The sequence below is a fragment of the Allorhodopirellula heiligendammensis genome (assembly GCF_007860105.1).
GTDB classification, from domain to species: domain Bacteria; phylum Planctomycetota; class Planctomycetia; order Pirellulales; family Pirellulaceae; genus Rhodopirellula; species Rhodopirellula heiligendammensis.
Window position 1 is genome coordinate 22,169 of sequence record NZ_SJPU01000005.1, and the last position, 26,970, is coordinate 49,138.

General features: G+C 54.5%; 19 protein-coding genes. 16 read left to right on the forward strand and 3 right to left on the reverse strand.

Features of this window, described 5'->3' with window-relative positions; genetic code table 11:
* Positions 1–63: 63 nt before the first annotated feature.
* Positions 64–873, forward strand: a complete 810-nt coding sequence (locus Poly21_RS24580) for a hypothetical protein (RefSeq protein ID WP_146409735.1) — start codon at positions 64–66, stop codon at positions 871–873.
* Here Poly21_RS24580 and Poly21_RS27940 read toward each other — a convergent pair.
* Positions 838–1,692, reverse strand: coding sequence for an alpha/beta fold hydrolase (locus Poly21_RS27940; protein WP_302120526.1), 855 nt, complete (start codon positions 1,690–1,692; stop codon positions 838–840). The two genes, Poly21_RS24580 and Poly21_RS27940, sit on opposite strands and share 36 nt — an antisense overlap.
* 12 nt (positions 1,693–1,704) lie before the next feature.
* Positions 1,705–2,391: a carbonic anhydrase family protein gene (locus Poly21_RS24590; RefSeq protein WP_146409736.1), complete on the reverse strand. Its 687-nt coding sequence runs from the start codon at positions 2,389–2,391 to the stop codon at positions 1,705–1,707.
* 239 nt (positions 2,392–2,630) lie between these two features.
* Here Poly21_RS24590 and Poly21_RS27945 point away from each other — a divergent pair, with 239 nt between their 5' ends.
* From Poly21_RS27945 to brxL, 15 genes are all read left to right on the forward strand, one after another.
* The gene (locus tag Poly21_RS27945; protein ID WP_302120528.1) at positions 2,631–2,813 is read left to right on the forward strand and encodes a hypothetical protein; all 183 of its coding nucleotides are present in this window, start codon (positions 2,631–2,633) and stop codon (positions 2,811–2,813) included.
* A 231-nt stretch (positions 2,814–3,044) separates the two neighbouring features.
* The gene (locus Poly21_RS24600) at positions 3,045–4,169 is read left to right on the forward strand and encodes a metallophosphoesterase family protein (protein ID WP_302120530.1); all 1,125 of its coding nucleotides are present in this window, start codon (positions 3,045–3,047) and stop codon (positions 4,167–4,169) included.
* Positions 4,169–6,613: an ATP-binding protein gene (locus Poly21_RS24605; protein WP_146409739.1), complete on the forward strand. Its 2,445-nt coding sequence runs from the start codon at positions 4,169–4,171 to the stop codon at positions 6,611–6,613. The genes Poly21_RS24600 and Poly21_RS24605 overlap by 1 nt, the downstream gene beginning before the upstream one ends.
* Positions 6,614–7,224: 611 nt before the next feature.
* The gene (locus Poly21_RS24610) at positions 7,225–7,419 is read left to right on the forward strand and encodes a hypothetical protein (RefSeq protein ID WP_146409740.1); all 195 of its coding nucleotides are present in this window, start codon (positions 7,225–7,227) and stop codon (positions 7,417–7,419) included.
* 179 nt (positions 7,420–7,598) lie between these two features.
* Positions 7,599–7,820 (forward strand): MerR family transcriptional regulator, encoded by a 222-nt coding sequence (locus Poly21_RS24615; protein WP_146409741.1) that lies wholly within the window; start codon positions 7,599–7,601, stop codon positions 7,818–7,820.
* Positions 7,821–7,841: 21 nt separating this feature from the next.
* Positions 7,842–8,432 carry a DUF1819 family protein gene (locus Poly21_RS24620; protein ID WP_146409742.1) on the forward strand — a complete coding sequence of 197 codons (591 nt, stop codon included), beginning with the start codon at positions 7,842–7,844 and terminating at the stop codon, positions 8,430–8,432.
* The gene (locus Poly21_RS24625; RefSeq protein ID WP_146409743.1) at positions 8,429–9,040 is read left to right on the forward strand and encodes a DUF1788 domain-containing protein; all 612 of its coding nucleotides are present in this window, start codon (positions 8,429–8,431) and stop codon (positions 9,038–9,040) included. Before Poly21_RS24620 ends, Poly21_RS24625 begins: the two co-directional genes overlap by 4 nt.
* A 75-nt stretch (positions 9,041–9,115) precedes the next feature.
* The gene (gene brxC, locus Poly21_RS24630) at positions 9,116–12,733 is read left to right on the forward strand and encodes a BREX system P-loop protein BrxC (protein WP_146409744.1); all 3,618 of its coding nucleotides are present in this window, start codon (positions 9,116–9,118) and stop codon (positions 12,731–12,733) included.
* A 37-nt stretch (positions 12,734–12,770) separates the two neighbouring features.
* The gene (locus Poly21_RS24635; protein WP_146409745.1) at positions 12,771–14,534 is read left to right on the forward strand and encodes a DUF262 domain-containing protein; all 1,764 of its coding nucleotides are present in this window, start codon (positions 12,771–12,773) and stop codon (positions 14,532–14,534) included.
* Between the two features lie 2 nt (positions 14,535–14,536).
* Positions 14,537–18,190 carry a BREX-1 system adenine-specific DNA-methyltransferase PglX gene (pglX, locus tag Poly21_RS24640; RefSeq protein WP_146409746.1) on the forward strand — a complete coding sequence of 1,218 codons (3,654 nt, stop codon included), beginning with the start codon at positions 14,537–14,539 and terminating at the stop codon, positions 18,188–18,190.
* Positions 18,187–18,999, forward strand: a complete 813-nt coding sequence (locus tag Poly21_RS24645) for a hypothetical protein (RefSeq protein WP_302120534.1) — start codon at positions 18,187–18,189, stop codon at positions 18,997–18,999. The genes pglX and Poly21_RS24645 overlap by 4 nt, the downstream gene beginning before the upstream one ends.
* Positions 18,999–21,629, forward strand: a complete 2,631-nt coding sequence (pglZ, locus tag Poly21_RS24650) for a BREX-1 system phosphatase PglZ type A (RefSeq protein ID WP_146409748.1) — start codon at positions 18,999–19,001, stop codon at positions 21,627–21,629. Before Poly21_RS24645 ends, pglZ begins: the two co-directional genes overlap by 1 nt.
* A 55-nt stretch (positions 21,630–21,684) precedes the next feature.
* A complete protein-coding gene (locus tag Poly21_RS24655; protein ID WP_146409749.1) occupies positions 21,685–22,287 on the forward strand; it encodes an ATPase in 603 nt (200 codons plus the stop codon).
* The gene (locus Poly21_RS24660; RefSeq protein ID WP_146409750.1) at positions 22,287–22,502 is read left to right on the forward strand and encodes a hypothetical protein; all 216 of its coding nucleotides are present in this window, start codon (positions 22,287–22,289) and stop codon (positions 22,500–22,502) included. Before Poly21_RS24655 ends, Poly21_RS24660 begins: the two co-directional genes overlap by 1 nt.
* Positions 22,503–22,513: 11 nt before the next feature.
* Positions 22,514–24,562: a protease Lon-related BREX system protein BrxL gene (gene brxL / locus Poly21_RS24665; RefSeq protein WP_146409751.1), complete on the forward strand. Its 2,049-nt coding sequence runs from the start codon at positions 22,514–22,516 to the stop codon at positions 24,560–24,562.
* Between the two features lie 173 nt (positions 24,563–24,735).
* Here brxL and Poly21_RS24670 read toward each other — a convergent pair whose 3' ends face one another.
* Positions 24,736–26,760, reverse strand: coding sequence for a hypothetical protein (locus Poly21_RS24670; protein ID WP_146409752.1), 2,025 nt, complete (start codon positions 26,758–26,760; stop codon positions 24,736–24,738).
* Positions 26,761–26,970 lie beyond the last annotated feature (210 nt).

Genomic DNA, 26,970 nt, shown 5'->3' on the forward strand with positions numbered 1-26,970 from the left:
CGAAGTTGTATCAGGAACGCAAATCGATGCGAACCTCCAACCGCCGAGCCTGTCATTCTTGCCATGGATGCACAATTACTCAATAAGAAGTTCCAACGAATGGGAGCCCGCCTCAAGGTCGTTGATCCTCCTCGGCAACGAAGGCGAGCAAGCTCATCACTGTTAACACTCGATATTGGCTCGGACCGACAAGGCGAATTCTTCGAGATCATGCCCCAGGCTGGTGCAGATCCCGAGATTGAAGTCCTTGACGTTCAGCCTTCGGATCGACACTTGCTTTTGCTTGTTCGAGAGGATGGCGCGAAGAACAAGTATCTTTGCGGGCACGATGAGCGACACTGGTTCGTCGCCGGTATTCCCGAGTCCGCTCCCGTTGGAACCGTGCGTCAGGCCAAGGAAGCATTGCAACCGAAGGAAGTACGCAGTGCGGTCGCAAGTAAGCGGATGTCTGGCAAGTCCCGAAATAGTCGCAAGAATGCAGCTTTCATTCGCCAGGGCGAATGGTTCTTCCTGCCATCTGCCACGACGTTCGTCGATGAATCATTGGTTCTGCGAAATGAACCACTGAGTCGAGGCAACGGAGGCAAGCCGCACTGGCTAGAGTTCTGCTACCGAAGCGGTGGCGAAACTGTTTACGTTTGCAAACGTCACCCCAACGGTGTCACGGACACCCAGTACCGAAGTATTTTGTCCAGCAATGGCAATGCAAAGAACTGGGGATGGCGAACAATGCGACGAAATCCTGGCGTCTACGTCAAAGGACGAGTTCGTCATCCCGACCATGCTACGATCACGCTTCAAGGCTGGCATCAAGTCGTGATGAACACGGAAAACGAATCACGAGCAATGCGGAACGTGGCGTTCTTGGACTAGGTTCTTCACTTTTGCATATCCTTGCCGCTCGGCTTCACTCCAAGGACCGTCATGTCTTGTTCTGATGGACAGAAACAACGCATCGTCGGGTGAGTAACTGCTAGTGACATTTGGTTGAATGGTATCGTAGAAGGTCGCTCTGCTGAAGACTCGGGAACCGACAGGCATCGTCAGATCAACCACCATGTCATGACGTTCACACCAAGCGTGTTCAATTCTCCTTTCCATCGCTCCGCTGAAAACCGTGCCGTGAACGAGCTGCCAATCTGGTTTCTTTGCGTCCGCCACCCATCGCTTGGCAGCGGTGTAGCAAAGTCCTCTCCATTCACCCCGCAAAAGTTTTCGTTCGCTCTCCGTCCAACCCAATTCCTCGCAAGCATTCAGCATCAACTGAAGCGACTCTGGATCAGCGAGTCGATGATCGTTCCCGATTTCAATGAGCGTGTCCGGTGATAGACCGCTGTTGCTAACAAGTTCCACTGAGTCAACAAACGGAATCACATCGTCGTGGCGTGAATGGAAGATCGCCGTATTAGGCTTCACGGTTGTTGCCGTGCCCCAATTTTTAAACGCTGGGCAAAGTAGGACCAACGGTGTGTCTCCGCTCTTGATGTTCGCGGCGACTGCACCACCACGACTGGAGCCAATAACCACATCGGGTTGATACTGGTCGTACTCCGCTTGGGCAGTGCCAACTGCGAGATCGAAATCGTCATCGTCGAGTGTGGGGGTGATGACATTGTGGCCAGCGTCTCTCAGGAAGGCTGGTTTGACGCCGCCGACTACGCTGTGCCAGCCGTGGAGGAAGAGGATTTTCATGCTATGCCAACTTCAAGAAAAGCTGCGTACAACAATCCTGCTTTTCAGCGGTTGAAGGTCACGAGGATCTTGTTCAGCGTACTGCTCTAAGTCATCTGTCTCGGAAGACAAGACCAATGCTTCGTTCTGCATCACGAACCAACTCACGTCTTCTGAAAAGGGAAAACTCGTTAGCGATCCCTCGTAATGAAACCAGTTCTGCAGATCTGGCGTGGTCCCATCAGGCAATAGCGGAAAGAATTTACTCGGAGTGATGGGATGCGTGGCGTGCTGCGTGGACTGCGAAAACTCTCTCAGTTGCACCCTAGTCGGAAGTCCCTTGATGAACTCATTCAGCCCCCTTTGCGACGGCCCCGTTTCTGATTCTCGGTACAGTATTCCAAGCACCACTTTTGGATCGTCTAGCGTTCCGGCGACCGGCACATGGACAAAATGTATCTCGTAATCACTGGGATGGTCCGTGTCGACAAAGTGTTCCGATTTCTTGTGGATATGGACTCGCACCAACTTGTATTCACGATTCTTAAAACGAATCAATGGAAACGGCTCTGTTAGCTCGAAGTTGCCATGTGTCGGATCATGTCCAATAAACGATCCTTGATAGCTCTGATTCAGCGGGTAGTCGATAGACAGCAGGTCTGTTGGACAAACCAAAGGCAATGCGTTGTCAGTTGTCAGCTTGATAGGCGACTGTCTCATGATTGGCGATTTCCGAAGCTAGGTAATGGATTCCGAAAGTGGCGATGATTAGTCATCTATCAATTCTAACAGCTTCCAGAGCGTGCGATCATCAAGTTTGCAAGGCGGCGGAACTCCGCTGGTCGTTCGTAGACTCGTTTGCGTATTGGTTCCGGAACTATTTCGGCGAGTAGGAGAAGCTCGTCCTCGTTGGCATCGAGCTCAACGGCTAGTTTGTGGATCAACTTCTCCGAAGGCCCATGACCTTCTTCGAGTTTGTGGTTCTCGATTTTCGCGATGAAGGTAAATCCAACGCCCACACGGACCGCCAAATCACGAAGCGTCAACTGCTAAGCATGGCGTGGTTGCCGAACCGTTTCGCCGAAGTTCATCACGGTTTTTTCTTGCCCCCCCTGCTTGCCGGGTTGATGCCGAAATCGTAGGCTGCTCGCACTTTCAAGTCAACGCGTTGCGGAAAGGAAATAAGCGAGTCGAGCAATGAAGTTGGGGACTACAAACTGTGGGAAGATCAGGTTCTGGAGTCGTATGAAGAATGTCCCGTCGCTAGTCGAGGACGACATCCTGCAGGAAAGCGCGATTACCGTTTCTTAAGCGATGAATTACTATCACGCGCATTAACATTTATTGACTGACACACCAAAGAGATCGCAATAGTGGTTCGAATTTTCCATACTGCCGACGTGCACGTCGGACTCAAATTTACACGTGGCTATCCCGAGTCGTTGCAGGGGTCTCTTGTGGACGAACGTGTCGCTGTCGTGGCGAAAATGGCTGATCTAGCGAATCAGGAGCGCTGCCAATTGTTTGTAATCGCAGGCGACTTGTTCGACCATTTACGCGTCTCGAAGAAGGTGATTAGGCAAACGGCTGAAGCGTTGCGGCGTTTCGATGGCCTGGTCGCGGTTCTACCGGGAAATCACGACTATAAATCCGAGGCTGACGATCCAATCTGGCCTGATTTCAAAGATAGCCTGGGCGAAGGGCATCTGATTCTTGACCGTTGCGTTCCGTATGATCTCGAGCCCTTCGGAATGCCGGTGGTGTTGCTGCCCGGTGTCTGCACCGCGAAGCACTCGAAGGAAAACGCCGTCGGCTGGATAAAGGAAGTGACGGCCGATCTGCCGGAAAGTAAGCTCAAGATTGGCGTTGCTCACGGCAGCCTTGCCGGTCTCTCTCCGGACTTCAATGGCGACTACTATCCGATGCAGCAGACTGAACTGTCCAAGATGGATGTTGATGTCTGGCTGTTGGGACATACACACATTCGGTTCCCCGATCGTGATGAGGGAAGCGATGCACGTGTGTTCTATCCCTCGACGCCAGAGCCTGATGGATTCGACTGTCGCCATGCGGGGCACGCGCTAGTGATCGACGTTGGTGAAGACGGGACCTGTGAGTACCGCTCCGTACGAACAGGCCGTTTTCGGTTCCATGTCATGCACAAGACCGGAACCGATTCCGAGCTCAAGCTGGCCCAATTGAAGAAGGAGTTTGAAGAACTGTCAGAGGGTGATCATCTAGTCAAATTGAAGCTTCAGGGACGACTGGACAACGAGGCATTGGAACAACTCAAAACGCTCGAATCTGAGCTGGGCGAATTAGTCTCCTACCTAGAATTCAATGCGGATGAGGTGCTTCGGGTGGTTCGCCAAGAAGACCTCGATGCGGAGTTTACCGAGGGATCGTTTCCTCATCAGTTGCTAAGTGAACTTGCCCATGACGAGAGCGATCAGTTTGCTCTGCAGATGGCATATGACCTCGTCAGGGAGGCCCGCTGATGCAGTTGCAAAAAGTTCGACTCCATCCGTTCGCGGGACTTGCCGACCGAACCTACGAATTTGTCTCAGGAATGAACGTCGTGCTCGGCCCGAATGAAGCTGGAAAAAGCACGATGGTCAATGGTATTTTGTGTGCTTTGTTCGAATCGACCACTTACAAGAAACGCCACTGGGAAAATAGCCTGGAACGATACGTTCCACGAGGAGGCGGGGATACGTTTGGTGTTTCGCTGGAGTGCCTGGTCGGCGGTGCGTCGTATCGGATCACAAAATCGTGGGGAGGAGAACGTCGTTGCGAGCTCACGCTTCCATCTGGGCAGGTCGTCCGCAGTGCTGATGATGTGGATCAACAAGTTGCCAGTCTGCTGCGATTAAAACGCGGCACTTGGCAGAACATATTGGTCGCATCTCAATCAGCCATCTCTTCAACACTGAAAGACTTCGACACGGATGGTGAGGAAACCTCTGACCTGGCTCAAATTCTCAGGAGTTCTGCATTTGATACAGACGGGGTCTCTATCGAGAAACTCGAACGTGCAATTAATGACCAGCTCAATGCGGTGAGTTCGCGATGGGATTCGGCGGCAGAGCGACCAGAGAAAGATAAAGGCAAGGAAAAAGGAATAGAGAATCCGTGGAAGCGGGGAGTTGGAACCTTGTTAGATGCTTGGTACGAGCACGAGCGGCTAAGAAATGAGCTTTCGGTGGTTGAGGCTCACGAACGAAATCTCGATGCCATCAATCAGCAGGTTTCGGAACTGATTTGCGAGCGAGATAAACTGCAGAGCTATGTAAACAAGTACGAACCAATCGTTAACGCCTTGAAGGAGCGTCAGGGGCTTGAGTTGAAACTGGAATCGGCGAAGACGAACGAGAAACGTCTTAGGGAAATCCAATCGAAATGGCCCCTGCACGAATCTGAGCTAAGCCGACTGGAGAAATCCCTCACGACATCGGAGGATGAACATGGCGGTCTGCGAAAAGAGCTGAGTCAGGCACAGGCGTACCAGGAATCTGCAAGCAAACGCGAGAAGCTGAAGTTAGCGAAACAAGCCGAGGAGAAGCTCGGGGAAGAGAAGAAAAACTTCGCTGCGTTCAAAGGTCTTTCTACTCAGTTGTTTCATGATCTAAAGGCGGCAATCGCCGATAGAGATCGCCACGCGGCGTCCATGGCAGCTGGCAAACTCCAGGTTAGGTTTGTTCCTGAATCAGATACCAAAGTGAGTATTAAGGCGGGTCTGAAGGATTCTCGCGAAGAGATGGTGACCAGAGCCCAGCCGCTGCATACGGAGGCAGACGGCATTGTTACCCTGACGACCGATGAGTTTAAGTTCGAGGTGGAGTCTGGGGACGGTCGGTTTTCTGCCATTAAGGACAAACATGAGTCGGCACAGGTCAGCATAAGCGAGCTGCTTTCAACCGTTGGTGTTGCGTCCGCGGATGACGCGAAGAAACGGGAAACTGATTATTCGATTGCGAAGACGAATCTGGAGCGTGCCGAAACCGCGTTGGAAACCATTCTGAGCGGACAGACGCTGGCGGAACTTGCAAGTTCCTGTGGTGACGACGTTTCTGCTCCCGAACGTAAGACTGAGGAGATCAACAACGCCATTCTGACCAACCGGGAGAAACATAACCAGCAACAAGCCGACGGTGAGGCGAAGCGTGCCGACATCAAGATCTGGGAAGAAGAATTCGAGAATCAAGACGCGGTGTTGGATCGCCTTCTTGACGCTCGGAAGCAAAAGCAGGATTGCGAACAGGATCTGAAAAAGCTGCCGCCACTTCCGGAAGGCATTGAAAATGCTGAAGTCTTGGAGGTGGAATTCAACCTAAGACGCATTCGCTTGACGGAAATCAAAGAAGAAGAACTGCCAAATGCCAGAAATCAGCAATCCACGCTGAATGCCACGGAACCCGATCACACCACCAAGGAGCTAACGGACTTTATTACAGAGGCAGAGTCGAACTATTCACTGGAAAAGCGGCGGTTCGAATCTCTGGTGCGGCTGAAAGAGGTGTTCGAGAAGATGAAGGATCGACTGGATTCCGGAACTCTTGATCCATGGATGCAACGTCTGTCACAGACGATTCAGCAGGTCACAAGCGACCAATACACGGACCTCAGCTTCGACGGCGGAGGAGTGACCCGCTCGTCGGGCATAGTGATTCCGCATGAACTGTTATCGATGGGTACCAAGGCGAGCATGGGATTTTCCATCCGGCTCTCAATGGCTGCTCACTTTCTTGAAGATCTGGATGGCTTCTTAATTCTAGATGACCCAATGGTGGATCTCGACGCAGATCGACAGAGAAAAACGGCGGATGTCCTCCGAGATTTTGCCGAACAAAAGCAGGTCATCCTACTGACATGTCATGAAGCTCATGCTGCGTTGCTTACCGATTCTCCATTGCGAATCACCCGTGATGGCGAGGACCAATGAACGACTTAGCCGAGCCATTCAACTTGGCGTCGCGGCGTCGAATTGAATTCAATCGATCGTGCAAATCTCTCACAACAACGTTCCTGGTAGATCCACGACGAGTAGCTCCCCATGCTCAGGGATAGTTTGACGCTACCATCTGCGAGTGTCTTCTCGATCACTGAGTAGCCGTTGCGACGGGCCTCGATCTTCGTCTTTTCGACGGCAAAGGTTCTTTATGAACTTCTTTGCCTGACCCTTCCCTTGGAAGCAAGCCTGATGGCCAGCGTAGTCGTGGAAATGGGCCTACAAAGAAACACACATCACGACGGAAACCGGCTTCTCGGAAGAAATCTGCATCAGACCAACCGAAAAAATCTGGCCCACGACACTCTTTTAATCACGGTGGCAGGAGGAAAGGACGTGCGTGAGCGGTGGAGATGGTCTGTCAGGCGGTTACTAACGAACAATTCGATCAATGGGAGGACGAAGAACCACCGGTTCCCTGTTATTACCAAGCTTATCCACGGCAACGATGGAAGCTTGCTTGGGGGAACCATAAGGACCGGCCCCCATCGGCATCCATCCAGTCTCGGCAGAATTGGGCGGTGAGGGAGTGTGGGATTCTGAGCATGAACCATCGGTATGCTCAGCCGACCCATGAAGCGGTGGTCAAGTTCAGCGAGGTTCGCACGAACCCAGAGTTTCGGGACTTCCACGAAAAATTACGACGGCAAGCAGGCTACTTCGCCAAGACAGGAGCGGTCGAACTGGCCGTTTACTTCGTGCGACGCAATGAAGAGCAACTTTTAGCTGATGCATTCTGATCGTCAGAATGCACTATTTACCTTCCTGTTAAGACCGGTCCACTGTCAACTTTCCATAGGCAATTCCACTTCCTTTCTGCCCGCAAAAAGTCTTTACCGGGCTGATACCCCCCGCCCATGAAGTTTGGTAAGGTTGCGCAAAGCTGTGTAAACATCGGACCGATCCAGGACATCGTCAAGTGACCAAGCTCAGTGAATACCTGCGTATATCCGAGGCCGCGGAGTATCTGGGCGTGTCCCCAAATACCCTCAGGAACTGGGAACGCGACGGGAAGATCGTCATTCATCGTCATCCCATGAATGGCTACCGATTGTTCAAGCGGGAGGACCTGGATGCCTTGTTGAGGCAAGTGCAGGAACCTTATGACCCGACACCCAGACGACCGAAAAAAGCACGCTGAAAAGTGATTTGCGAGGCCCCATTGCGTTATCGAGCAGACATCACTGCTGGCTCCCTGAAAGTTGCCGAGAGCCGAGTCATTGCCGACTTGCTGTTGAAGCAGGCCGATGATGCTGCCTGGAAGTCTGCGATGGGCCGTGACAATCTGTTGCAAGCTCGATCACCGGCCACGGCTCGTCGGCTGTCGCGGATGATTCGCAATCGACTGGAGACGATGACACCCGACCTTTGGAAACTCGTCAGGGACGGCAATTCCACAGCTGCCACCCACGCCTGTCTTGCCGCAGCGGTCAAGCACAGCGAGTTGCTGGCCGACTTTCTCGAACTGGTCGTCAAAGAGCAGTACCGCATCTTCGCCGACAAGCTCACCTACCAGCTTTGGGACGACTTTATCGCCGACTGCCAGAACCGTGACGCCGAACTACCCGATTGGAGCGAATCGACAATCAAGAGGCTGCGGTCCTCGGTATTTCAAATTCTGCAACAGGCCGGATACATCGACAGCACCAAATCGCTGCGGCTTCAGACCGTCCATATCGCCGACGAGGTCGTGCGTTACCTGACTAACAATGACGAGGGCAGCGTTCTGCGTTGCATCCAGGTGGCTCCATGAGTGATCGATTAACCGAGCGGCTCAATGCGATCCTGCCGAAGATCACCTCGTCTGATTTCCTGGGCGGCCAAGGGATCGGCAACGAGATCCCGTTTTACGTCTTCGACTACCCGGCAGAAGACGAATTGCGGATCAGGGAGCACCTGGCGTTCCTGGACAACAAGCTGCCCAAGCAGGCACCCGATCTGAAGGTCGTCCACGTCAACCTCTACGACTTCCTGATTGACTACATCAAGGGGCGTGGGTATTTCGAGAAGTCACTGGAGAAAGAACGCACGCTGGGCAGCGCCAAGGCCGTCAAGTCGATCAAGTCCATCGCCAGCGCCGAAAAACTGGCGGACCATTTCTACAACGAGGTCATGACTGGAGAGCCCGGCCTGGTGCTGGTCTCCGGTGTCGGTTCGTCGTACCCGATCATTCGCACCCACGAGCTGTTGAACAACCTTCATCGACACATGGGGCTGACGCCTCTCGTGATGTTCTATCCCGGCGTGTACGACAAGATCACGCTCAAGTTGTTTGGCAAGGCCAGCTTGGCCTTTGATTCATCGTCGACCGACCGCAAACGCAAAGCCCGATATTACCGAGCCTTCCGGTTGATTGATTGACGCAACGCCTGAAATCACGCGTTGCACATCATCCTGACAATTCAACACCGATCAGCCACGACTCTGAGTGACACCATGAAAAAGACGAAGATTGCTGAGCTCTTCAAGCGAAATATCGATCGCCCCATCAATGGCGTCGTCAAAGCCGACCAAATGGACGACGAATCCGTTTGGCAAGAACTCGACGAGTTCGTCGTCACGCAGGAACTCGACCGTCACCTACGCAAGTTCTTCGAGACCTATTGCGAGTCGATTGATTCCCCCAATGACCCGAACATCTCGGGCAAGATTGGCGTGTGGGTCTCCGGCTTCTTTGGATCCGGAAAGTCGCACTTCATCAAGGTGCTATCACACCTGCTAGACAACGAAGAACACGCCCACCAAGGGCAAACTAAGCGGGCGGTGGACTTCTTCGATGACAAGATCGCTGACGCCACAATTTTGGGTGACATCAAACGCGCCGTCACGTCGGACACCGATGTCATTCTCTTCAACATCGACAGCAAGGCAGATAGCAGCAGCGGTCGCGACGCGATCCTGGCAGTGTTCCTGAAGGTATTGAACGAGAAACTTGGCTACAGTCCTGATCACGCTCACATCGCCCACATGGAGCGTTATCTGGACGAGAAGGGCAAGTTCGAAGAGTTCCAGGAAACCTACCACGAACTGACGGACACACAGTGGAAGGACGAGCGGGACGCCTACGAGTTCAATCGCGACGAGGTTATCGAAGCGTTATCCAAGACACTTGGACAAAGCGAAGAATCATGCGCGAGGTGGGTCGACACCGGTGAAAACAACTTCAGCCTGACGATCGAGAACTTCTCCAAATGGACCAGAGAGTACCTCGACAAACGAGGCCCCAAGCACCGCGTCATCTTCTTGGTGGATGAAGTCGGGCAGTTCATTGGATCGGATACGGCATTGATGCTGAACCTGCAGACCATCACCGAACAACTGGGCACGGTTTGCCAAGGACGCGCTTGGGTCGTGGTCACATCCCAGGAAGACATCGATGCCGTTCTGGGCGAGATGACGACCAGCAAGGAAAACGATTTCTCGAAAATTCAGGGGCGATTCAAGACACGCCTGTCCTTGTCCAGCGCCAACGTCGATGAAGTCATCCAAGAGCGTCTGTTACGCAAGTACGACTCGGTGGTTCCGAACTTGGTCCAGCTCTACACCGAAAAGGGTGACATCCTCAAAAACCAACTTTCGTTCCGTGAAGTAGGTACGACCTACAAGCAGTTCAAAGAGGCGGATGACTTTGTCCAGACCTATCCATTCGCCCCCTACCAATTCAAGCTGCTGCAACGAATCTTCGAGTCGATTCGCAAAGCCGGGGCGACCGGATTGCACCTCGCGCAGGGCGAACGGTCCCTGCTCGACGCGTTTCAGCATGCTGCAAACACGGTTGCCGACCAGAACGTTGGTGTCTTGGTACCCGTCTACATGTTCTATCCGTCCATTGAGAGTTTCCTTGACACGACGGTCAAACGCACGATCGATCACGCGAAGGAGAATGACAGCCTCGAGCCGTTCGATATCCACGTCCTACAGGTCTTGTTCCTAATTCGCTACGTCGATGAGATGAAAGGCAACGTTGACAATCTGGTCACACTGTGCCTGGACGAAATCGATGCTGACCGACTGGCCCTGAAGCGAAAGATCGAAGAAAGCTTGACCCGGTTGGAGCGAGACTCACTGGTCAACCGCAGCGGCGATCTGTATTACTTTCTGACCAACGAAGAACGAGATATCAACCAGGAGATCAAGAAGGAAATCACCTCGAGTGCCGATGAGGCAAAACTGCTCGGCGACATCATCTTTCAAGATATCCTCAAGGACCAACGGAAGCACCGCTACGCCGCCACCAAGAAGGACATCCCGTTCAACCGCGTCTGCGACCATCATCCCGTCGGCAGGAATACCGAGGGAGCGATGACGCTCTCACTGATCAGTCCCCTGGACGACGACTTCGAACAAAGTAGCGACCAAAAGTGCATCCTCAACAGCAGTGCCGACGAAGGCCAAGCGATCGTGCGGCTCGACGACGAAAAAGCACTGGGCCGGGAGCTTAGGACGTATCTGCGGACCGAGAAATACATCCGCACCAAAGACGACAGCACCTCTCCACCGACGACCCGTCGCATCCACAAGGATTTGGCGACCGAGAACCAGCAGCGACGCACGTTGCTGGCCAACATGCTCAGTGACATGCTCGTGGACGCGAGCTACTTCGTCGCCGGCGAAAAGCTGGAAATCAATGCCAACGCCCCCATCACGGCGATGGAAGAGGCACTGGAATACCTGGTGGAGAACACCTTCACCAAACTCAGCTACCTCAAGCACCTCAACGACAACCCCAACAAAGAAATCCACGCGATCCTGAAGAGTGACGACACCACTCAGCAAGCGTTGCAAATGGCGTTGCCCGAGAACAACCCGCAAGCCCTCGATGAGGTTCGGAGCTATCTCAACCTAGCGTCCAAAAGGGATCGCGAGATCATTCTGTACGACACGTGCTTCGGGCGATTTTCAGATCGGCCGTATGGCTGGCCAGAGCAGGAAACCGCCTTGCTGCTGACCCGACTCTATGCGAGCGGAGAAATTCTGTTCATGCGGGGCGGTGACGCGATCAAGCATGACGATCTCTATTCGGCACTGTCGGAATCCAAGAACTGGCGAAAGATCACAATCGTCCAGAAAGTGACCGCCAAAGTCGAAGACGTGAAGAAGGCCCGGGAAATCGGCAAGGAGGTGTTTCATCAGATGGGCCCGGAAACCGAAGAAGGCCTCTTCGATTTCCTTCGAAGCAAACTCTCGGAGCAGCAGGCCAGCCTGAAACGCTACGCCGAGTTCGCCTCCAGCGGCGACTATCCCGGTGAGCAGACTATCAATGACTGCCTAGCGACCATCAAGCCACTGCTGGCGGTAGAAGAAAGCAACAAGTTTCTGGAACGGTTCAACGAGACCAAGAGCAGCCTGCTTGAACTTTCCGACGACTTCCATGACTTGGAGCACTTCTACGAGAGCCAGAAGCCAACGTGGGAGAAACTCCTTAAAGCCGAACAGCGGTTCAGCCTCAACCAAAGCCAGCTTCGGCAAGACGACGAAGCCCGGCGGGCGCTGGATCGCATCCAAGCAATCCGCAAAGCTGCCAATCCATACGGCATGGTCCACGAGGTCGACCCGCTGGTCAGCACCATTGAGAAGGTCAACGACAAACTGATCGCCGAGCAACGATCGCGATCGCTCCAACAGATTGATGCTCAAATCGGGGCGATCCAGCAGGAACTCGAAGCCGTCAGCGGTGACTCGACCCTATCCTCATCCTGTCTCAGGCCTCTCGAGTCGCTCAAGACCCAAGTGACCGGGCAAAACAGCCTGGCGCACATCACCCAGGCCGAAGCCGACGCGATCAGCCTGAAGGATTCAGCAATCTCGAAGATCGGCCAGTTCGTCGCTCAGCGAGAGGCCGCGAAAGCAACGCAGGTTGCTGAGAAAGAGCAGGCTGGCGGTGACAGCGAGGATGACATCCCCAAGTTCAAACCGCCACGGGTGATCCATCCCAAAGCACTGGTCAGCAAAACTTACATAGAAGATATGGACGATGTCGAGCAGTTCCTCAAGGCAATGAGGACGCAGCTGGAAACGGCGATCAGCAATAACGAACGCATCGAAATCAGATAACGAAACAGCAGAACTCGCGAACTCCCAGAGCAGCAGCATGTATCAAATTGGCGGCACGATCAAAGAAGTCCTCGACTCAGTTCACCAGAACAAGTTCGTCCTTCCCGCGATCCAACGGGAGTTTGTATGGAAACCTGAGCAGATCGCTCGGCTGTTCGACAGCCTGATGCAAGGATATCCCTTCGGGACGTTCTTGTTCTGGAAGGTCAACAAGCAGAACTGCAGCAAGTACAAGTTCTACAGCTTCGTGCGTGACTACCATGAGCGAGACAATCCCCACTGCCCACAGCTTCCTATTTTCCACGAAACCGAGCTCACCGCTGTCCTCGACGGGCAGCAGCGACTAACCGCACTGAACATCGGACTGAGTGGCTCGATGGCATGGCGGATTCCGTACAAGTGGAAGACCAGCCCTGATGCTTATCCCGTTCGCCATCTCTACCTGGATCTGCTCGCTGAGTCGGTCGAGGACGATGAAACCGGTGAACGTTATCGTTTCGAGTTTTTGACCGAGAAACGCGTCAGCGAAGCCGGGCCCGGCGAATGCTGGTTTAAGGTGAGCGAGATCCTGGGGATGCAAGCCGGCCCGGCCATGCTGGAGTGGCTCCAAAATCGATTGCCACACGAAAGCACGCTTCCGGCATACACGACCCTCCACGAGTTTTACCGAGTCGTTCACGACAAACACCTGATCTCGTATTACGAAGAACCCAGCCAGAATTTAGAAAAGGTCCTGAACATCTTCATCCGGATGAACAGCGGCGGCACCAAACTTTCCTACTCTGACCTGTTGTTGTCGGTCGCGGTTGCGCAGTGGCAGGGCGATGCACGCAAAGAAATCCACACGCTCGTTGACGAACTCAACAACACCGGGGAAGGCTTCAACTTCTCCAAAGATCTCGTGCTGAAGGCCGGACTAATGCTTGCGGACATTGGCAGTGTCGGGTTCAAGGTCGAGAATTTTAACCATGCCAACATGGCGATTCTCGAAAAGCGTTGGCCGGACGTGAAGCGGTCCCTGAAGGTGGCGGTCCAATTGCTGGCCAGCTTCGGGTTCAACGAGAAGACGCTTCGTGCCGACAGTGCGCTGTTGCCGATTGCCTACTACATTGGGCACCGCAATCTGGATGGGAAGTACGTGTCCAGCAGTACATACCGCGACGACCGGCAAGCGATCCGCACGTGGCTGATCCGAAGCCTGCTGAAGACGTCAGGAATCTGGGGAAGCGGCCTGGACACACTGCTCACCGCACTTCGCGAGACGATCAAGAAGGAGGGCGACGACGCGTTTCCGGTCGCGAAACTCCAAGAGGTCATGGCTAAGCGAGGTAAGTCGCTCCAGTTTAGCGAAGAAGAGATCGATACGCTGGCGGAGATGCAATACGGCGACAAGCGAGTCTTCGCCTTGCTGACGCTGCTGTTCCCGTTCGTCGACGTGACCAACCATCACTTCCACATCGATCATGTCTTCCCCAAATCACGCTTCACGAAGACACGATTCAAGTATGTCAGGCTGCCTGAGGAAGAGTGGGATGAGCTCAAGGAGATGGGGAACAGCCTGCCGAATCTCCAGCTCTTGGATGGCCCGGAAAACCTAGAGAAAAAAGCCGTCACGCCAGCCAACTGGATGGAAACGGCGTTCACCGATGATACGGATCGCTCACACTACTGCAAGATCCACGTGCTCGGAACGGTGCCACCCACATTGCGGGAGTTTCGAGAGTTTTACGACGTCCGGGCTGCGGCGCTGCGACATAAGATTGTGGACTTGCTAGGCGTATCGAAGGAGGCGGCTGAATAATCATGGAAACATTGAAACTCAAAAGTTACGCCCCTGAGGCCCGGAAGCAGTTCATCGAGTCGGTCACGAACAAGGCGGCGGTTTACGGCCTGTTGCCGAACGAGATCCTGCCTGTCCGAAAGGAAGGCGATGTCGCGATCATTGGCGATCGGGCCTTCCCGGCATCCGTGGCGGTCCAACGCGACACGCTGGCAGAGCGGGTTCGTGCGCAGGGGTTCGATCAGTTCGTCGAGGCGGTTGCCTACACCTGGTTCAATCGGTTGATCGCCATCCGCTACATGGAACTGCATGGGTATCTGGATCATGGCTACCGCGTGCTCAGTCATCCCGATGGCAAGTCCACGCCGGAGATCATCGAGAACGCCGAGCGTTTGGAACTGCCAGGATTGGATCCGGACAAGATCGTCGATCTGAAGCTGGATGGTGGCAAGGATGAAGAGCTGTACCAGCAACTATTGCTGGCTCAGTGCTCCGCGCTTCATCAAGCGTTGCCATTCCTGTTCGCCCCAATCGGTGGTGCGGACGAATTGCTGTTGCCCGACAACCTGCTGCATACCGATTCGCTGGTCCGCACGTTGGTCAACGAGATCCCCGAGGAGTCCTGGCAAGAGATCGAGATCATCGGCTGGTTGTACCAGTTCTACATCTCGGAGAGGAAGGACCAGGTCATCGGAAAGGTGGTGAAGTCGGAAGACATTCCGGCGGCGACCCAGCTCTTCACGCCCAACTGGATCGTGAAGTACATGGTCCAGAACTCGCTGGGGGCGCAGTGGCTGGCAACATATCCCGACTCGTCGCTCAAAGGGCAGATGGAATACTACATCGAGCCCGCCGAGCAGAACGACGAAGTCAACTCGCAACTCGCGGCCATCACGCCCAGCCAGCTCGCCCCCGAGGAGCTGACCCTCATCGACCCGGCCAGTGGCTCCGGGCACATCCTGGTGGAGGCCTATGAGCTCTTCAAGGCCATCTACCTGGAGCGGGGCTATCGACAACGAGACGTTCCTCAGCTGATCCTCGAGAAGAACCTCTACGGGCTCGACATCGACGAGCGAGCGGCACAACTGGCGGGCTTTGCGCTGATGATGAAGGGGCGGGCGGATGACCGGCGGCTGTTTGAGAGGGGAGTGAAGCTCAATGTGATGGCGCTGGTGGATAGCGCGGGGTTCGATGGGGAGGGGCTGGCGAAGGGGGTGGAGCTCGCTGACTACGGGCTGAAGACGGGGGACCTCACGGAGCTGAAGCGGCTGTTCGAGCACGCGACGACCTTTGGGTCGTTGATTCAGGTGCCAGAGGGGCTGGCGGAGAAGCTACCGGCGCTGAAGCAGCTGAGCGAGGCGACCAGCCAAGACCTCTTTGTGTCGGAGGCGCTCAAACGCTTGGGGCCGCTGGTGCAGCAGGCCGAGTTGCTGGCGGCGCAGTATGACGCGGTAGTAACCAATCCACCGTATATGGGCAAAGGAGGTATGAATGGGAAGCTCAAGTCGCTCTTAAAAGATGATTTTAAGGGATTTGAAGCTGATCTTTGCGTGGCCTTCATACAGCGCTGCCTTTGGCTAACGAAAGAAAACAAAGTGTTTTCCATGATTACGATGCACGGCTGGTTGTTTTTGTCGTCTTTTGAACAAGTCAGGTCGCTGTTGATCGAGTCGAACGCAATCGAAACTGCAGCGCATTTGGGTGCTAGAGCATTTGGCAGCATATCTGGAGAGGTCGTTCAGGCTGTTGCGTTTTCTGTGCGACGAAGCGAGCTAAAGGAGCTTCGACCCGTATTTATGAGGCTTACGGAAGGAGCCGAGGAAGCGAAACGCGAACGATTTCTCGCTGGAGACCGTCGTTACGCGCATCTGGGGCTTGATGCATTTTCGAGAGTATTTGGCAAAGCAATTTGTTACTGGGTGCATCCCTCAACAATTGACTTGCTTACAAGTTGCGAACGCATTTCGGGGGTCGGTGAAACAAAACGAGGATTGTACACCGGCAACAATGACCTGTTTTTGCGTCTTTGGCATGAGGCACCATTCGACTCCGTTCACTTTACACATGCGTCTGAGAGCGCCTGTGATAGCAAGTGGCACCCTTGCACAAAAGGTGGAAGCGTACGGCGTTGGTATGGAAACCATGAATACATCGTTGACTGGTCAGATGACGGTCGGGAGATCAGAGATTACAGGTCTGACACCGGAGCTCTCTTGTCGCGACCTCAGAACATCGAGAGCTTCTTTAAGGTAGGCATAAGCTGGTCCGATGTAGCAACTGGAAAGTTCTCTGCTCGAGGCTGTCACGGTGGCTTCATTTTCGAGAACGCTGGGCCAGCACTGATATGCAGATCTTCGGATGAACTGCCGTTTGTCCTTAGCTATCTTAATTCAAGTGTCTTCCAATATTTTATGGACATATATCTACAAGGCCTTCACTACAGTTGCGGTGTGGTTGCGGCAATGCCGTGCGTTGAATTGGAGCAAACTGCTTTAGGGCGGGTGGGAGACATCAGCAAAGATCTTCAAGAGATTTGCATGGAAGACTGGGACGCCTACGAACGCTCTTGGGACTTCCAATCCCTTCCCATCCTGACGGCCTCAACCGATTCCACGCCCACCCTCGAATCCAGCTACACCGCCTGGATCACCCAGAACCGCAACACGATCGCCGAGATGAAACGCCTCGAGGAGGAGAACAACCGACTCTTCATTCACGCGTACGGCTTGAATGAAGAGCTCACCTCCGACGTCCCCATTGAGCAGATCACACTTACAGTGAACCCTGCCTACCGCTACGGTTTGAAAGTGGGCGGTGGGCAGTGGGCAGTGGGCAGTAACGGCGTGAAGGTGAGCAGTGATGGGTGGTCGATTGAGGATGGCTTTGGCGACGAACTGGAGGCGCGCTTCCGCCAGGACACCATGGAGGAGCTGGTCTCCTACGCCATCGGCTGCATGATGGGCCGCTACAGCCTGGACGCGATGGGCCTCATCTACGCCCACAGCCGCAACGAGGGCTTCGACGCTTCGAAGTACACCACCTTCCCGGCCGACGACGACGGCATCGTCCCATTGACCGATGTGGACTGGTTCGAAGACGACGCCTGCAACCGGCTCGTCGAGTTCATTTCGAAAGCCTGGGACGCCTCCCACCTCGAAGCCAACCTCACTTTCCTTGCCGACAACCTCGGCCCGAAAAAGAACGAGTCGAGCCGCGACACGATCCGCCGCTACCTGTGCGACAAGTTCTTCAAGGACCACCTGCAAACCTACAAGAAGCGTCCCATCTACTGGCTGTTCAGCAGCGGCAAGCAAAAAGCCTTCCAGTGCCTGGTCTACCTGCACCGCTACAACGGCGGCACGCTCGCCCGCATGCGAACCGAGTACGTCGTCCCGCTCCAGGGGAAGATCAACTCCCGCATCGAACAACTCGAATCCGACATCCCCGCCGCCTCCAGCACCAGCCACCGCAAGACCCTCGAACGAGAACGCGACAAGCTGATCAAACAACGCGACGAACTAAGAACCTTCGACGACAAACTCCGCCACCACGCCGACCAACGTATCGAACTCGACCTCGATGACGGCGTCAAGGTCAACTACGGCAAATTCGGCGACCTGCTGGCCGAGGTGAAGGCGATCACCGGCGAGAAACCCAAAGTAGGGATCAAGACGTGACCGGATTAACGCAACCGCCGAGTGCTGAAATGAAAGCGTTGGCAGACGAGCACCGCCAGTGGCTGTCTCGATCTGATGGACGCTATCTATCGAACTGGGAAAGGCTATACGCTGCGGATAACGAGGCGGCGATGGCAGAAGCATCAGTTCGCCGACGACTCGAATCACTTGGCGTAGTAGTCGAACCGAACGAGGATCTCGACCATGGCACTTCAGCCCCGGATTTCCGATGCTTTGCTGGCGGTCACAAGTTCTACGTGGAAGTAACCTGTATCCGGATTAGCACAGCCGAGAAGCTAACAGGCGTCCCGAAAACGGGACGCTTTTCTGGTAACTACCGACCAATCAACCTCGGTGTCTATCAGAAGTGTATCGCGAAGGTTCGTCAGGCCGCGACTGTCGATGCTCCCTTGCTCGTAGCCATCGGGACTTGGCATGGACACGCAGCAACACAGCTAGGACACAAGCCGTTTCGCGACATGCTTCTGACTGGCGAGACGATGATCGCTTGGGACATGAATACCCAATCAGGCGAGGCGGGAGACACCTACCTCACCACCGAGTTGAGGGCTGCTGTTTTTTTGAAGCCGAATGGTGATTCGGACATTATCCCAGCTAGGGAACCCATCTCCGGCGCTATGTTGACCGCCTTCGGCTCACCCATGTCTGAGCCTGCTATCTTACTGAACCCGAACGCTCATTATCCATTTGCTCCCGCACTGCTGCCATCCCTTGAATACGGAAGCGTTGAGCTAGACCAAACAACAAAACAGCTACACACGGTTTGGCAGAAGGGAAAAATCATTTAGTGGACACCAAACAACTCAACGAAGCCCTGAGCAAGATCTACGACGAGGAACACACTCGGATCGTGTTCTGGAATGATCCGCAGCAGGAGTTTGCTCGCGTCGTCGACAACCTTGAGCTCGACGGCGTTCAGCTCGTGCAACTGGATCAGGTTGGCGGCCTCGAGACCAAGCTACGCGTCGAACGGGAAGAACCCGACTCAAAATTCCTGCTATACGCGCCGGAGGAAGAACCGGAGTTTGAGGATGACATCTTGCTGGACATCCGGCTGTACAGCCGTAGCTTTCGAGCTGACCGCTCTTCGATCATCCTGGATGAGCTCGGTCTCGCTCGGCAAAGCCTGCGTGGACACCTTGCTCTGCGACGGAAGTTCTTTGACAGCAAGGGGCGGCTCAGCAAACTCAGGCAACTGGTCAATGCTGACGACAACGAGTTGGACCTCGATCGCAAAATGTTGGCGGTGGTCACCAAGGCGGACCAACCCGAACTGTTCAATATCGTCCGGACGCTGTTCCACTCCATGACTGAACAGGACGAGCTGGACTTGGAAGTCCCGCCGCCGGCATGGACCCAAATCGAAAAGTTTGACTTGGACGGTTCCTTTTGGAAGTTGGTCGCGGCATCCTTTGGTTACGACGATGAGGCACCGTCGCAACAGAAGCTGCTGATGCGCTTGATGCTGTCCGACTTCGGCCACCAACTTGGGATCGACGCTCCACCAGCGATCCAGAAGCAACAGCTAGGCCGTAGTGGGACACACAACGCGGTCGTTTGCTTGGGGCAGTGGCGTGACAGCAGCAAGCAGGCAACCAGCTTCAACACCCTGTCGGATGCGATCGCCGCGACGACGCATATCGATGATCAGTTGAGTGGTATCGAGCCGGAGACGCTGGCTGGAGCGGTGACGTTTCGCAATGTCGACCGGGCTATCTTGCTCGGATTGCTAGATCGACTGTCGGCAACAAAAGATCATTTGAAAGCGGATGACATTCGTAGGCTGGTGAGCCGGCGACAGGATGAGCACTGGATCGCTTCACTCTCGGTGCCCGAGCAGCAACGCAAGTCCCGTTTCGCTGCGTATGAAGCCGTGGCTGTGGCCGCTGAGTTCTTTGGACTTCGCAATCAGCATGCCAATGGGTTCACGGGCAACACCGCCGAGGAGATGTACAGCCTGTACACGAACGAGCTCTACAAGTTCGATCAGCTTTACCGGCATTTCTGCCGCAACGCCGATGTTGCCGAGTCCCATGGTTGGGACATCCTGAAAATGCTTCGGAAGGAAGTGGAGGCGGCCTACAACAATTGGTACCTGGTGCAGCTGGGATTGAAGTGGGCCAAGTTCGTGGATCCCGGTGGGAATGCCACGGGATTGCTCGACAAGTGGCAGATCGCAGATGTCCCCAATCAGTACCGTTTCTATGAAACGTACGTGGCACCGCGCCAACGGGAAGCGGAGAACAGGCGGTCGTTTGTCGTGATCAGTGACGCCTTTCGTTACGAGGCGGGCAAAGAGCTGACCAAGGTGCTCAACGGTGAGTATCGCTTCCAGGCGGAGTTGTCGACGCAACTTTCGGTCTTGCCGTCCTACACGGCACTGGGGATGGCCAGCCTGCTGCCTCACACTCAGCTGGAGTACACGAACAAGGGCGATGTGCTAGCCGATGGGATCTCTACCTCGGGCAGCGACAACCGCAACAAGATCCTGGCCAAGAGGGAAGGCATGGCAGTTCAGGCGGACGATCTGCTGAAGCTGAGCAAAGAGGAGGGGCGAGAGCTGATCGACGGCAAAAAGGTCGTCTATGTCTATCACAACGAGATCGATACTCGCGGGGAAAATCCGGCGACCGAGGGCGATACCTTCCACGCGACGGGCGATGCAATCCGTGAGCTTGCCGATGTGGTCCGCTATATTATCAACAGCCTGAACGGAAACTACGTGGTCGTGACCGCCGACCACGGTTTCCTGTTCTCGGAATCGGCCCCAGAGGAAACGGACAAGAGCAAGCTGACCGAGAAACCCTCTGGAACGGTGAAAGCGAAGAAACGCTACCTGATCGGGCATGACTTGCCTGACCATGAAGATGCTTGGCACGGTAAAACCGAGATCACGGCCAAATGTGACGGCGGGATGGAGTTCTGGATCCCCAAGGGCTCCAACCGCTTCCATTTCGTGGGAGGGGCTCGTTTCATCCACGGCGGGGCGATGCCACAAGAGGTGATCGTGCCGGTGATCACGGTTCGTCAGGCCAAGAGCAAGAATGCCCTGGAGAAGACCAAGACGAAGCAGGTGGCAGTGTCGGTCCTGGGGAACAACCACAAGATCACGACGCACGCCCACCGTTTCAAACTGGTTCAGATGGAACCAGTGAGCGAACGTGCCAAGCCCCTGACGGTTAAGATCGCCATCTACGACGGCGACGATCCGGTCTCCAGCATCGAGACGGTGAGCTTCACGAGTGAGTCCACTAGCCTTGATGATCGCCAGCAGTCGGTCATGCTGACGCTCCAGGACCAGCAATTCGACAAGACTCGACGTTATCGGTTGGTTCTGAAGGACGCGAACACCGAATTTGAAATCCACAGCCAAGACGTGACCATCGACAGAGCGATCGCAGATGACTTCGACTTCTGAAAGAAACGTGGGATAGGCTTCGAGCCTGTCGATACCAAGCTAAGGACGCTAACGCATGGCCCATCAAACGGACCAAAATATCTACATCATCGCCGGACCTAATGGTGCGGGGAAGACGACGTTTGCTACTCGGTTTTTACCGCACTATGCCGATTGTCAAGAGTTTTTGAATGCCGACTTGATTGCTGTTGGCCTGTCACCGTTTTCGCCAGCAACACAAAATATGCGAGCGTCAGAATTGATGCTTGAGCGAATGGGAGAACTGCTGGCCAATCGCCAGACGTTTTCGTTTGAAACGACACTGGCGGCAAGAAGCTATGCGAGACGCATCCCGGAGTGGCGGGCGAGCGGCTACCGAGTATCCTTGTTCTTTCTCTGGCTGCCATCTGAAGATTTGGCAATCGAGCGAGTTGCTAACCGAGTTCAACAGGGCGGGCACGACATTCCAGTTCCGACGATTCGGCAGCGATACAATCGGGGGCTCGCCAATTTCCGGAGCCTTTACAGCCCCATCGTTGACGACTGGCTGCTGCTCGACGGTTCTCAATTCCCGCCACGCGAAGTCGCTCGGCAGGAAGATCGTTCGAGATCCATCAGTGACCCAACGCTGTGGCAACACATTGAAGAACAAATGCGAAATTTATTGAGGTTGATGTAATGATCCGTGGAGAGCCCAAAGAGGACACCCTCTTCGACAAGGCAAACGCCGCTGCAATAGCTGCGATGCAGTCGGTTGTTGATTTGGCGAGCCGAACAAACACACCAGTGATCGTCTTTCGCAATGGACAGATTGAGCGAATCGCCCCAGAGGCGATCGTTGACTATCACGTTCGTGAAGAGTCGGTATCGCAATCTGACACTAACGCACCGTGACACGAATTGGCATGAACGAGATCAACGAGACCGATACGGACCTCGACGAGCTGCTCAACCGGCATTTCTCGGGTAAGGTTGTTCGCAAAGACCTGACCAAACTGGTCAAGGAAGGGGCAAACGTCCCGGTCTATGTGCTGGAATACTTGCTGGGGAATTACTGCGCCTCGAACGATCCTGAAGTCATCGAAGATGGCCTGAACACGGTCAAAAAGGTGCTGGCCGACAACTACGTCCGCCCTGACGAAGCGGAGAAGGTGAAATCCACGATCCGTGAGCGTGGCAGCTTGAAGATCATCGACAAAGTGACCGTGACGCTGAACGAGAAGCGTGACGTGTACGAGGCCCTGCTGTCGAACCTCGGCACCAAGGGTGTCGAAATCCCCACCGGTACGGTCAAGAAGTACGAGAAACTGCTGGCTGGCGGCATCTGGTGCATCATCACGATGCAATATTTTTTCGAGGAGGGCCAAAAGGGATCGCCGTTCCTAATCCAAGAACTGAAGCCCATCCAGATGCCCAACATGGACATGGATGAGTTGTTCGCTGGAAGAAAGTACTTCACGGAGGAACAATGGATCGATGCACTGCTGCGATCTTGCGGCTACGAGCCGACGCACTTCGAGCCACGGGTCAAGATGCACCTGCTCTGCCGGATGGTGCCGCTGGTCGAGAACAACTTCAACGTCTGCGAACTCGGGCCACGAGGAACAGGCAAGAGCCACATCTACAAAGAGATCAGCCCCAACAGCATCTTGGTCTCGGGTGGTCAAACAACGGTCGCCAACCTGTTTTACAACTTGGCACGACGGCAGGTCGGTCTGGTTGGATTGTGGGATGTGGTCGCCTTCGACGAGGTGGCAGGGATCTCGTTCAAGGACAAGGACGGCGTCCAGATCATGAAGGACTACATGGCCAGCGGCTCATTCGCCCGTGGTCGTGATTCCATCAATGCCTACGCCTCGATGGTCTTCGTCGGCAACATCAACCAGCCCGTCGATACGCTCGTGAAAACCAGCCATCTGCTGGCACCGTTTCCAGACGCGATGATCGACTCAGCGTTCTTTGACCGCTTCCATGCGTACATCCCCGGTTGGGAGATCCCCAAGATGCGGCCTGAGTTCTTCACGAACCAGTACGGCATGATCGTGGACTACTTCGCCGAGTGGGTGCGTGAGATGCGCAAACGCAACTTCGGTGATGCGATCAACAAATACTTCAAGCTCGGGCGAGACCTGAACCAGCGAGACTCGATCGCGGTCAAGCACACGGTTTCCGGGTTGCTAAAGCTCCTGTATCCCAACGAGGAATACGACAAGGAAGCCGTCCGCCGTTGCCTGGAATACGCCCTTGAGGCTCGCCGCCGAGTCAAAGAGCAACTCAAAAAGATCGGTGGCATGGAGTTCTACGACGTTCACTTCAGCTACATCGACATGGAGACCGCCGAAGAGAAATTCATCTCGGTGCGTGAGCAAGGCGGCGGATCACTGATCCCCGACGGACCACTCAACCCCGGCGTGATGCACACTGTTGCCACGGGCGGGAACGATTCGCACCTCGGTCTGTACCGTCTCGAAACCCAGGTCACCGCAGGCAACGGTTCGCTGAAGATGTCGGGGCTCGGCTCCAACATGAAAGCCAAAGAGGCGATCAAGGTCGGCTTCGATTACTTCAAGGCCAACGCCAGCAGCGTCAGTGCCTCGGTAAAAGTCAGCGACCACGACTACCACCTGCATATCATCGAACTGCAAAACACCGGCCCCACCACGGCAATGACCCTGACCACATTCATCGCCCTCTGCTCAGCAGTATTGGGCAAACCGATCCAGAGCCAGATGGTAATCTTAGGTAGCATGAGTCTCGGCGGAAACATCATCCCGGTCGAGAGCCTAGCCGAGTCCCTCCAAGTAGCCCACGACGCCGGAGCCAAGCGAGTCCTGCTCCCCATGGCCAGCGTCAGCGACATCCCCACCATCCCCGGCGAACTATTCGCCAAGTTCCAAACCAGCTTCTACTCCGACCCAAGGGATGCTGCCTTCAAGGCGCTGGGGGTGGAATAAAGAGAAAAGGTGAGTGATTAGAACAATGCCCACGGTCTCCCGCTCTCTGATTCGCAAGGTGCAAAACGAGATACGATAGTTCGGCCATCCCTCTGAAAAGGTGGAGGACCTTCAAACGCCCATCAGTGGTCCCTTTTCAGCGACCCGTGACAAGTGTGTCTTCGATATCGAAATTACTTGGATGCTTTCGATCGGACCCAGCTAGCATCATCTGTCAAAGCCTGAAAACGGACTTGGTGGAACGTCACTGTCGCACCATTTGCTCCAAGGGCCGGGTGTCGTTTGTCAGGAAAGCTCCAAGGTTGCTCAAGATCAATCGCCGACTGCCTGCCTGACCATCGCAAAAAAAGTTGACCCTGAACGAAAATTTCGATTTCCGCATTGTCCTCTTTAAGACGAACGCTCACGGTCGTACGATATCGCCTGCCGTTGACCAGTGTTCCAGGTTCGTGCGTCAGTGGGCTCTCGTTCACATCATGGCCGTCTAAGCGGTTGACTCCGCTATACTTACCGCTGTACGCACTAAACAAAAGCATGCAGTGTTTGTGGCCAACAGGAAAGATAATGTTGACGGAATCGGCACCGACATGGCGAGTGAATTCAACTTCCAGGTTGTAGTCTCCGTCAACGATGACTGGAAGTAGAATCCTAGTCCTTCTTTTATGTTCCGTCTTCGTCCAATTAGGTGCAGCCACAGTTAGCGACTTGCCTTGCTTGACCCAATTACCGAACATACTGTCTGCATTGACGTCGATGTTTTCGATAGCGTCAACCCAGCCATCGAACGAATTCTCGTTTGTCATATGAATCGCCTTAATGGCCGTATCGTCCATTGATGCGGGCATTGCTGATGCGGCCCCCCTTGGTTCTGCTCTGACTATTACCAGAGGAAGCTCCATGTTTGGCTCAAATCCCCTCGATTCTGCCATCGCCGATGCCATTTCGTCGAGTGCCAAAACCGTCTCGGCATACTGTAAAAGCGCCTTCTGCAATAGGCCACGGTATAAGTCCCGTCGTTCCCAATCACCCGCATTTTCTCTTTCGACCGACACCGTGTAACTGTCACCGAGATTTGCCGATACGTCTTCCAGCTTTCTGGCCAATGCAACGAATCGCCACTCGTCGGTCGACTCGTCCCGGCTTTTGATACCAAGTTTCAGCCAACGATCACCGAGTTCATATCGAGCGTCGGAAATTAGTGTCTTGATTTGCCTAAACGTCTTGGACTGATCTTTCTGTCCGTTTTCGACGACAGACAAAGCAGTGACAACAAAGTTAGTGGCAGCGAGCAGGTCTTCTTTTCCCGAACCTGACGGAGCGAATCGGTAGAGAGCCTTTCGATCCAAGTCATTCCTGGCGACCGCTCGAAACGCAATCTCACACCACAATTTGCTTTGCTCCAATTCCAATTCGTGCCGGCGACCGGCCAGCGCCACCGCATTGCCCTTGAAACTGGCTGCCTCTGCTTGGGCTCTCCGCTGTGCATTCTGATTGGCTCGATACATGTAGTCAAATTGCGGTGGTCGTTGATGAACAGGGAGACCTTGGTAGGAGGGAACTCCTCCCTCGCCTTGGTTGCTTTGAGCGGGTGACTGATGACTCAACACGGTTTGAGTGTGGTAAGTGTGGTTTTCCGTGGGATGATAGAAGAACTTCTCTGCGGTCGTTCCGTAGAACTTGTCCCAGCGAACCGGTCCGCCACCTCTTTGATCCATTCGGTCGTTTCCGGACTGAGCTCTGCCGGCCTGCCCTTTTGCGACACCTGCACGAGATTTGCTAGTCCCGATCTCCTTGTCGATTGCGTCGAGGTTTGCCTCCACATCGACCAAGCGGACCATCAAGAAAATTAGCCGCTGGTCCACCTCTTCCCAGCCCGCATTCAGGCTTTCCGCGGGGGCCATCTCACTGCGTTTAACGTCCAATCGTGTGACAGCAGCGATTTTCTTGTCGAATTCGACCGTGCCGATGTCGCCAGGGATTACCGTGGTCAGAACGCTGGCTTTGCCTTCAACAATGATCGCTGCGTCACCGCTTAACGCCAATGTGGAAATTTTTCCGTTGTAGCGGACTGAGATCTTGCGTTCGCTTGCGTCGACGGATTGAACCTCGATCGGCACCGTGGTGACTTGGGCCGCCACCGTGCTAGTGAGCAGAAACTTGATTGCTGACGACAATATAAGGTTCGAAATCCGGAGCATTACTCGTTTCCCAGCAGGTCGACGGAAGGGGGGTAGCAAAAGTGTAGTTCGTCGCGGCCGCGTTTGAAAGTTGGCCTTCCGTCACACTTCGCCGCCGACACATACTCGATCGTTGCGATGGCGACTCGTCCTTCAAGGCATTTCTGGGTGCGTCCGAAGGTCTCATCAAGAACATCCACGGCGTTGCCCCTGTCGCCGAACTCGACGGTG